Here is a 9,073-nt window from a genome sequence, read left to right as displayed (position 1 = left end):
CGGCGGCGACCCTGCTCCCCCACAGCCCAAAAGGCTCAGGTGGCGACGGTCCCTCCACCGACAGTCCGCCTGGCGTTGGCGCGTCAGGCGGACGTCCCGGAAGACACCGTCAGACTAACACCGCTCCAACAGACAAGGTGGATCGTCGCCCTCTTCGGCGACGTGACGGAGGGGGGTCAAGCCCACAAGAGTCAAAGTCCCCCTCAGTCGGCCAGTCGGCCGACAGCTCCCCCACCGGGGGAGCAATTAGAGGACGTTATTCCGGCCAGAGTTCCTGGACGTCGCCCTTGCGGTTGAGCACCCGCACCGCGCGCTTGACCACGGTCAGCAGACGCTCCTTGCGCGCCGCCTCGTCATAGGTCATGGCGCCCTTGGCCAGGCCCTCCAGCAGGAAGCGGCCGAGGTCGCGACTGGTCTGGAAGCGGGGATCTTCGCCGGCCGAGGCGAGCGCCAGGAACCGATCGCCGACTTGATTGTGGTCGAAGGCGCTCTGGGCGCCGGCCAGACGCACGCGCAGCATCGGATCGGTCCGCGCCGCGGACTCCAGCTCGCCGAAGGCCAGGAACGGCGTCTCGTGCAACAGGGCCCAATAGGCGTCGATGGCGTGCTCGGCGGCGTCCACGCCGGTGGCCGGAGGGGCCGAGGCCGCCTGCTCGAACAGGCGGGCGCGCTCCACCTCGATATAGGTCACGGCCGCCTCCACCAGCTCCTCGCGGCTGGCGAAATGATAGAGCATCGCGCCGCGCGTCAGGTTCGCGGCGTCGGCGATCATCGCATTGGTCGCGGCGTGGTAGCCGACCTCGGCGAACAGCCGCATGGCGGCGTCAAGGATGCGCGCTCGGGTCCGCCGAGATTTCGGCGTCTCCTTCGTGGGATAGGTTCGGGCGTCCATAGGACCTTGTGTGCGGAAGACCTGGGGAGGGTCGGCCTTGCGGAATCCTTACGCTGAAAGGCGGGGCGACAAAAGGGCCGACGTCGGTTTCATGAGACTGACACGCAATCAGCCTAGCGGATGGGCAATCGGCCGCATGCTTGAGGGCGATAGCCGAAAGTGGACGCCGGTTTCGGCGGCCATCGCCCTCAAACTCTTCAAATTGGAGCCCACTTGGGCTCCGGGGGGCATCTATGGGTGATCCGGGAGTCCGCAGTTATCGGACCGTGTTCATTTCAGACATCCATCTCGGCACCAAGGGGTGCCAGGCGGAGCTGTTGTTGGACTTCATCCGCCATATCGAGTGCGAGACGCTCTACCTGGTCGGCGACATCGTCGACGGCTGGAAGCTGCGCTCCGGCTGGCACTGGCCCCAGGCGCACAACGACGTGGTCCAGAAAATCCTGCGCATGGCCCGCAAGGGCGTGAAGGTCATCTATGTCCCCGGCAACCACGACGAGGGCGTGCGCGACTTCGTCGGCGTCCATTTCGGCGGGGTGATCGTGGCCCGCGACGCCATCCACGAGACCGCCGACGGAAAGCGCTTCCTGGTGGTGCACGGCGACGAGTTCGACGGGGTGGTGCAGCACGCTCGGTGGCTGGCCTTCGTGGGCGACTACGCCTACCGGGTGCTGATCGCGGCCAACACCCTGTTCAATCGCGTCCGTCGCCGGCTGGGCTTCGGCTATTGGAGCTTCTCGGCCTTCCTCAAGACCCGGGTCAAGAACGCCCTGCAGTTCGTTGAGAACTTCGAGGCCGCGGTGGCCGACGAGGCCCGCCGCCGCGGGGTGGACGGGGTGATCTGCGGCCACATCCACAAGGCCGAGATGCGCGACATCGACGGCATCGCCTATATCAATGACGGCGATTGGGTGGAAAGCTGCTCGGCCCTGGTCGAACATTCCGATGGCCGGCTGGAGATCCTGGAGTGGGCCAAGCTGCGCTCCTGGTCGGCGATCGACCACAAGGGCCGCCGGCCCGAGCCCTTCCTGGAGCCCCTGGCGGAGCCCGCCGCGGCCTGAACCGGCTTCATTGACAGTCCAGCTGTTTTGATGACAGTGCGGCTGTCATGATCCCGCCGACACGCTACACATCGAACCTGCGCGATCGCCAGACGCAGGCGACCCAGGACCAGATCATGCATGCGGTGGCCCGCAAGCTGGAATCCGGACCGCTGGAGGATCTCAGCTTCGCCGAGATCGCCGCCGAGGCCGAGGTGGGCGAGCGCACGGTCTACCGCCATTTCCCCACCAAGGAGGCCCTGCTGGGCGCCTTCTGGGCGTGGCTGCAGAGCCAGGCCCTGACCACCACCCGCCCGGCGACGCGCATCCGCGAGGCGATCACCGCCCCGCGGGTCGACGGCCAGAAGCCCATGCGCATCCTGCTGGTCACCGACGCCTGGGCGCCGCAGGTCAACGGTGTGGTGCAGACCCTGTCGCGGGTGATCGCCGAGCTGAAGGCCCTGGGCCATTCGGTCGAGGTGATCAGCCCCGACCAGTTCAAGACCTTCCCGCTGCCGACCTATCCGGAGATCAAGGTGGCCATCGCCGCCCACGAGCCGGTGCAGGAACGCTTCAAGGCCTTTGAGCCCGAGGCCATCCACATCGCCACGGAGGGTCCGCTGGGCCTGGCCGCCCGGCGCATCTGCGTGGAATGGAAGCTGCCCTTCACCACCAGCTACCACACCCGGTTCCCGGAATATGTCTCGGCCCGGCTGCCTTTGCCACTGGCGGCCGGCTACGCCTACATGAAGTGGTTCCACAAGCCGTCGGGCCGGATGATGGTCACCACGCCCACCATGAAGGACGAGCTGGAGCGCCACGGCTTCGGCAATATCTCGGTCTGGTCGCGCGGGGTGGACACCGAGATGTTCCATCCCAGGCGCCCGGACGAACCCGACATCTTCGAAGGCCTGCCCCGGCCGATCTTCCTGTCGGTGGGCCGTGTGGCGGTGGAGAAGAATATCGAGGCATTCCTGGGCCTCGACCTGCCCGGAACCAAGGTGGTGGTCGGCGACGGCCCGCAGCGCGAGGAGCTGATCGAGCGCTATCCCGAGGCGGTGTTCACCGGCGCCAAGTTCGGCGCGGCGCTGGCCGCCCACTTCGCCTGCGCCGACGTGTTCGTCTTCCCCTCGCTCACCGACACCTTCGGCCTGGTGATCCTGGAGGCCATGGCCGCCGGCGTGCCCGTAGCCGCCTATCCCGCGCCGGGCCCCATCGACATCCTGCCGGGCTCGGGCGCGGGCGTCCTGGCCCACAGCGCCACCGAGGGGCTGCGCGAGGCCTGTCTCGAGGCGCTCAAGCTCGACAAGGCCACGGTGCGCGGCTTTGCGGAAGGCTTCTCCTGGAAGGCCTGCGCCGAGGATTTCGTGAAGAACCTCCAGCCCTATCCGGAGCCGGAGAAGACCCGCTTCTGGCGACGCCTGCGCCGCCTGACCCGCGTCCGCCGGCGCCGCGTCGAGGCGACGGCATAGGCCCAAAACAGAAAACGCCGCGACCCGAGGGCCGCGGCGCTTCCAGCTCTCCTCGAGCGGTCGGTCTTAGCTGGCCGGACGCGCCATGACCGTCAGCTTCTGGGCGACGCCCTGCTGACCGGCGTGCTGGCCGGCGGGCAGCGGGATCAGGCCGCGTTGCGAGAGGTAGCCGCCACGGCCGGTGGCCGCATCGGACACGTACTCGGTGACGAACTCCTGCAGACCCTTGGTCACGCCGATGTTCGCCTTCTTCACGTAGATGTAGAGCGAGCGGGACAACGGGTAGGAGCCGTCGGAGATCGTGCCGGGGGTCGGACGGATGCCGTTGATCGGCATGCCCTTCACCTTGTCGCCGTTCTCTTCCAGGAACGAGTAGCCGAACACGCCCAGAGCGCCCGGCGTCTTAGTCAGGGTCTGGACGATGGCGTTGTCATTCTCGCCGGCGTCGACCCAGTGATCCTTGCGCATCGGATCGACCAGCTGCTTGAACTTCTTCTCGTTGTTCGAGCGCAGTTCGTCGGCGGTCGGATATTTGCGGGCGCCTTCCTCGATGGCCAGTTCGATCCAGGCGTCGCGGGTGCCCGAGGTCGGCGGCGGGCCGTAGACGAGGATGCGGTTGCCGGGCAGGCCGGCGCCGATCTCGTCCCAGGTGGTGTAGGGGTTGGGGATGAACTTGCCGCCGCGAAGCACGGTGGCGGCGAGACCCAGATAGAGGTGCTCGCGCTTGAAGTTGTAGTCGGCGCCGTCCTTGTCCACCGCCACGACGATGCCGTCGAAGCCGATCTTGATCGCGACGATGTCCTTCACGCCCTTGGCGGCGCAGGCGTCGAATTCCGACTTCTTCATCGGGCGCGAGGCGTTGGCGATGTCGGGATAGGCGTCGCCCATCCCCGAGCAGAACAGCTTGATGCCGCCGCCGGTGCCCAGGCTCTCGACCTTGGGGGCCTTGTTGCCGGTCTTGCGGGCGAAGTTCTCGGCCACGCGGGTGGTGAACGGGAAGACGGTCGAGGAACCGGCGGCCCAGACGTAGTCGCGCGCGGCGAAAGCCGGGGCGCTGGCGCCCAGCATCGCGGTGGCCGCGGCGCAGGCGAGAAGCGCTTTCTTAGCCAGAAGCTTTTTCACGGGATGTCTCTCTTCGAAGAGGGAGCGGGGCGATCCCAGGGACCGCCCCGCGGAGGGGTCTTAAAAATCGAACTGAGCGCGGAACTGCAGGGTCTTGGCGTCGACATCCGCGCCCACAGCCGCGTTGTCGTTCTCCGAGACCGAGTAGTTGGCCATGAAGCGGACGTAGGGGTGCGGGTACCAGTTGGCGCCGAGGGTCCAGGCCGAGTACTCGCCCGCGGTGGCCACACCGGTGATGTCGGTGAGGTCGACGCTGTCGTAGCGGACGCCGAGTTCGACAGCCCCCATCCCGCCGCTGGTCATGGGATCGAGGATCTTGATGCGGTTGAACTCGCCCTTGTTGGCCTCGTAGCGGCGGGTCTCGCCGGTGACGAACCAACTGCCGTAGAGGTACCAGGCGCGCGCGTCGGCATCGAGATTGGCGGGACGCTGGATGTCGATGTTGGCCCATTCGCCTTGCACCGAGAACGGTCCGTGCACCCAGGCGCCTTCGAGGCCGATCATGGTGTCCTTGACGCCGATGGCGCCCGAGGTCACGTACTGCGCGCCGTAGTTGGTGTTGTTGCGCGCGCCGTAACTGAAGTTGCCCTGGTCCTCGCGGTTGCGCCGACGGGCCCAGACGCCGAGGTGCACCTGGTCGCTGTCGGTCATGATCGGCGCGAAGGTGGCGCGGCCGTTGAAGCCGAACGTCTCCTTGGAGCCGGTGGCGCCGCCGGCCGCCACGTCGGCGGAATTGAGGCTGTCGCCCGAGACGGCGCCGGCGACGGTCCAGTTGGGGCCGTTGGCCTTGACCTGGACGTTCATCACGCGGCCGATGCCGAGCACGTCATTGTACGGACCGCGCTCCATGAAGGTGATGTAGCGCGAGGAGGTGATGTTCTCGAGCGACACGGTCTTGAAGTTGCCGGCCATGATCGAGATCGAGTCGGTCGGCTTGTATTCGAGGATCAGGTCCTCCCACTCCGAGCCGCCGCGCGTGAAGTTGATCTCGGCCTTGTAGGCCCAGTTGGCGTTCCACGTGCCTTCGACGCCGAGGCGGGCGGTGCGCAGGCGCGTGTTGCTGGCCTCGAAGTCGGCCCCCGTCTGGCGGTCGACGTCTTGATAGACGTAGTCGTTGTAGACCCGACCGCGGACCTTGAAGGTGAGGGTGTCGTTCTGGAATTGCGGCGCACCCTTCCAGGCGGTCTTGGTGTCTTGGGCCTGCGCGGCGGTGGCGCCCAGCAGCAGCACGCCAAGCGCCGCCCCGGCGCAGAGCGCGGTTTCGATTTTCATTATTAGGATCCTTGTAGAGCTATCCCCGTGGCCTCTTCAGGCTAGGGGCGGCTTAACGAGGTCCCGTGACAGTTCCGCCAAGTTTGGATGACGGTTACACGTCGCAACCGTGACGCTCCGGATACGGATTTATGACAGTCGAGCCGCGGCGGCGGCAGGACAAATGCCGGAACGGTCGGCGCCGCGCCTAGAGCAGGCGTGAGCGGATGGTCTGGGACAGCAGGTCGATGATGCTGACCGCCACCACGATGACGATCGAGATCGCCGCCACCCGGCTGTAGGAAAAGCTGTTCAGGCTGTCGAACAGGATCTGGCCGATACCGCCCGCGCCGATCAGGCCCAGCACCGTGGCCGACCGGCTGTTGGATTCGAAGCGATACAGGGCGTAGGAGGTCCAGAGCGGAGCCACCTGCGGAATGACCCCCCAGACGATCTCCTGCAGGGGCGCGGCGCCTGTGGCGCGAACGCCTTCGACCGGCCCCTTGTCGATGGACTCGACCGCTTCCGAGAACAGCTTGCCCAGCACCCCGCCGGTGTTGAGCGCCAGCGCCATGACCCCGGCGAAGGGGCCTAGGCCCACGGCGACGATGAACATGGTTCCGATCACCAGGTCAGGGATCGAGCGCAGCGCGTCCATGACCCGCCGGATCGGCATCTGGATATAGGCTGGCGTGACATTCCGCGCGCCGAGGAGGCCGAGGGGCACGGCCAGGACCACCGCGATCGTCGTGCCCCAGAGCGCGATCTGGATCGTTACCCACATCTGCACGACCAGCAGCCGCCAGTCGCTCCAGTCGGGTCGCATGAACTCATGGCCGAACTGGCGCATGTTGTCCGAATTCTTGAACAACAGCGGCAGCTTCTCCATCTCGACCGGGCCGAAGCCGACCACCAGCATGGCCGCGATGCCGCCCCACAACACCAGGTCGAACACCCGCTGGCCCAGCGGGCGCACCGGCGGCTTCAGGAGGTCGGGCGCGGTCGCGGTGACGGTCACGGGGCGATCCTACTGCGCGGCCGCGGGTTGGCCGGTCCTGGCCTCGAGCGCGGCGCGTTCGGCCCGGATGGCGTCCAGCGCCTTCTGGGCCTGCTCGGTCTTCACCTTGTCGCCCTTGTTGCGGGCCTCGAGCAGGGCCTCGGTCGCCTCCATCTCCTGGACCGGCAACAGGTGGGTGGCGTCGGCCGGCTTGAAGCCGCCGATGGAGAGCGCGTTCAGCAGCTTGCGCTGGCGTTCAGGCTCAGGACCCTCCCCTTGCGCATAGGTCAGGAAGAACTGCCGCAGCTTCTCCTTTACCGCCGGGTCCAGGTCACTGCGCCAGATGATCGGGTCCTCCGGCAGCTTGGGGCTTTCCCAGATCACCCTGACCTGTTCGGCGACGCCGGTGCCCCGCTCCTCCTGCAGGCGGATGGCGGTGGAGTTGTTGGTCGCCACGTCCAGCACGCCCTTGGCCACAGAGAACAGGTTGGCCTGGTGGTTGGCGGTCTTGACCTGCTTGAAGCACTTGGCCGGGTCGATGTTGTTCGGTGCGAACAGATAGGTCATCGGCGCCAGCGTGCCGGAGGTCGACTTGGCGTCGCCGATCCCGAAGGTCAGGCTCTTGTCGCACCGAAGCACGTCTTCCAGCGTGGTCTTGCTCTTGGCGGGCACGATGATCACGGACTTGTAGCCGTCGATGTTCGAGGGATCGAAGGTCCGCGCGAAGACCTCGCCATTGGCGCGGCGCACCGCTTCCAGGCCCGAGAGATTGGAAAACCACCCGGCGTCCACCTGCTTGAAACGCAGGGCCTCGATCAGGGCGGTGTAGTTGGAGGCGAAGAACGGCTTCACCGGGATGCCGATCGACTTCTCCATGTCGGCCAGGATGGGCTTCCAGAAGGTCTCCATGCTGGTGGAGTTCTCGGTCGCCAGGATGGAGAAGTTGATCACATTGGGCTCGGCGCCGGGCGCCGGCGCGTCCGGCTTGCCGCAGGCCGAGAGCCCCAGGCCGGCGAGCCCGCTTGCGATGAGGAGGCGACGGTCGATCATTTTGGGGCTCCTTCCCAGAAGACGTCCTCGAATTCCGGGCCGTAGATGTCGATCAACCGGGTCTTGTCGAGGCCGTCGGCGTCGCCGTCATAGACGATCTTGCCGGCCTTCAGCGCAACCACGCGGTCGCAATAGCGCAGGGCGTAGTCGACCTGGTGCAGGGTGACCACGACGGTCAGGCCGTCGACCCGGTTCAGGTCGCGCAGGATGTCCATGACCTTGCGGGCCGAGACCGGATCGAGGGAGGCCACCGGCTCGTCGGCCAGGATGATCTTGGCCTTCTGGACCAGGGCGCGAGCGATGGCGCCGCGCTGCTGCTGGCCGCCGGACAGGGTGTTGGCGCGCTGAGCGGCGTACTCGGCCACGCCCACCCGGGCCATGGCCGCCATGGCCGCGGTCTGGATCTCCTTCGGCCAGGCGCCGAACAGGCCTCGCGAGAACGGGATCCGCCCCAGCGAGCCCAGCGCCACGTTCGAGAAGAGAGTCAGGCGGCCGACCAGGTTGAACTGCTGGAAGATGAAGCCGATCCGGATGCGCGCCTCGCGCACCTTCGACGAGATCTTGCCGTCGGCCTGGACCGACTGGCCGAAGGCGTCGATGCGGCCCTCGCCGGGATCGATGGTCTGCAGGCCGCTGATCGAGCGCAGCAGGGTCGACTTTCCAGAGCCCGATGGCCCGATCAGGGCGATCATCTCGCCCTTGCGCACCTTGAGGGAAACCGAATCCAGGGCGCGCCGAGAGCCGAAGCTCTTGGAGGCGTTCCGCACGGACAGAACCGCGGCGTCAGTCATGGATGGCGAGGCTTCCCCGGATCGGCGCACGCAGGTGTCGGAACGGATGTGATCGCCGACCTCTACGACGGCTTCATGACATGGCCGCTGGCGTGTGGTCCAGCGCGCGTTAACGCGCGAGCGCGCGGCACGTCGCCCAGCGCCCGCCGTGGCGTTTCGGACACGGTGGAAGCTGTTTTCGCCGGCGCGGCCGACCGACCAATTCAGCCCCCTCGCAATGACGCGAAAACGGTTGTGGAAAAGGTGGAATCGATCCCCCGCGCAATCCCTGACGGGCCCAGGGTTTGGCGACGATTTGGCCGCACGAAAACAAACCTCTTTACATCGAGGTTCATCGCCCCTATTTCGCACCGCTCCGGCGGACCCGATGTCCTGAAAAGCGCTGCTAACGCCGGCTAGGTTCAACTGCCAATGGGGGTTACGTGAATTGCACACGTACCATACGCCCCTGGACCTGG

8 protein-coding genes and 1 pseudogene are annotated in these 9,073 nt (G+C 66.7%); 3 read left to right on the top strand and 6 right to left on the bottom strand.

Annotated features, from left to right (window positions below):
- Positions 1-256: 256 nt before the first annotated feature.
- Positions 257-892 (bottom strand): TetR/AcrR family transcriptional regulator, encoded by a 636-nt coding sequence (locus Q8Q88_RS08090; RefSeq protein WP_305674684.1) that lies wholly within the window; start codon positions 890-892, stop codon positions 257-259.
- A gap of 233 nt (positions 893-1,125) precedes the next feature.
- On the opposite strand from Q8Q88_RS08090, the gene Q8Q88_RS08085 reads away from it, so the two are divergent.
- The 3 genes and pseudogenes from Q8Q88_RS08085 to Q8Q88_RS08075 all read left to right on the top strand — a co-directional run bounded on the left by Q8Q88_RS08085 (position 1,126) and on the right by Q8Q88_RS08075 (position 3,404).
- Positions 1,126-1,953, top strand: a complete 828-nt coding sequence (locus tag Q8Q88_RS08085) for a UDP-2,3-diacylglucosamine diphosphatase (protein ID WP_305674683.1) — start codon at positions 1,126-1,128, stop codon at positions 1,951-1,953.
- A 47-nt stretch (positions 1,954-2,000) separates the two neighbouring features.
- Positions 2,001-2,192, top strand: a pseudogene (locus Q8Q88_RS24735) (TetR/AcrR family transcriptional regulator); the annotation flags it as partial.
- A gap of 111 nt (positions 2,193-2,303) precedes the next feature.
- Positions 2,304-3,404, top strand: a complete 1,101-nt coding sequence (locus Q8Q88_RS08075) for a glycosyltransferase family 1 protein (RefSeq protein WP_305674687.1) — start codon at positions 2,304-2,306, stop codon at positions 3,402-3,404.
- Between the two features lie 66 nt (positions 3,405-3,470).
- Here the strand turns inward: Q8Q88_RS08075 and Q8Q88_RS08070 are convergent, their stop codons facing one another.
- From Q8Q88_RS08070 to phnC, 5 genes are all read right to left on the bottom strand, one after another.
- Positions 3,471-4,472: a substrate-binding domain-containing protein gene (locus Q8Q88_RS08070; protein ID WP_305674686.1), complete on the bottom strand. Its 1,002-nt coding sequence runs from the start codon at positions 4,470-4,472 to the stop codon at positions 3,471-3,473.
- A 114-nt stretch (positions 4,473-4,586) separates the two neighbouring features.
- Positions 4,587-5,798, bottom strand: coding sequence for an OprO/OprP family phosphate-selective porin (locus Q8Q88_RS08065; RefSeq protein WP_305674682.1), 1,212 nt, complete (start codon positions 5,796-5,798; stop codon positions 4,587-4,589).
- Positions 5,799-5,985: 187 nt separating this feature from the next.
- Positions 5,986-6,795, bottom strand: a complete 810-nt coding sequence (gene phnE, locus Q8Q88_RS08060) for a phosphonate ABC transporter, permease protein PhnE (protein ID WP_371129831.1) — start codon at positions 6,793-6,795, stop codon at positions 5,986-5,988.
- Between the two features lie 9 nt (positions 6,796-6,804).
- Complete coding sequence (gene phnD / locus Q8Q88_RS08055; RefSeq protein ID WP_305674681.1) at positions 6,805-7,824, bottom strand: phosphate/phosphite/phosphonate ABC transporter substrate-binding protein; 1,020 nt, start codon at positions 7,822-7,824, stop codon at positions 6,805-6,807.
- Positions 7,821-8,615 (bottom strand): phosphonate ABC transporter ATP-binding protein, encoded by a 795-nt coding sequence (phnC, locus tag Q8Q88_RS08050; RefSeq protein ID WP_305674680.1) that lies wholly within the window; start codon positions 8,613-8,615, stop codon positions 7,821-7,823. Before phnC ends, phnD begins: the two co-directional genes overlap by 4 nt.
- Positions 8,616-9,073 lie beyond the last annotated feature (458 nt).

The sequence above is a fragment of the Phenylobacterium sp. genome (assembly GCF_030697925.1).
GTDB lineage: Bacteria > Pseudomonadota > Alphaproteobacteria > Caulobacterales > Caulobacteraceae > Phenylobacterium.
This window is presented reverse-complemented; position numbering and strand designations above follow the sequence as displayed.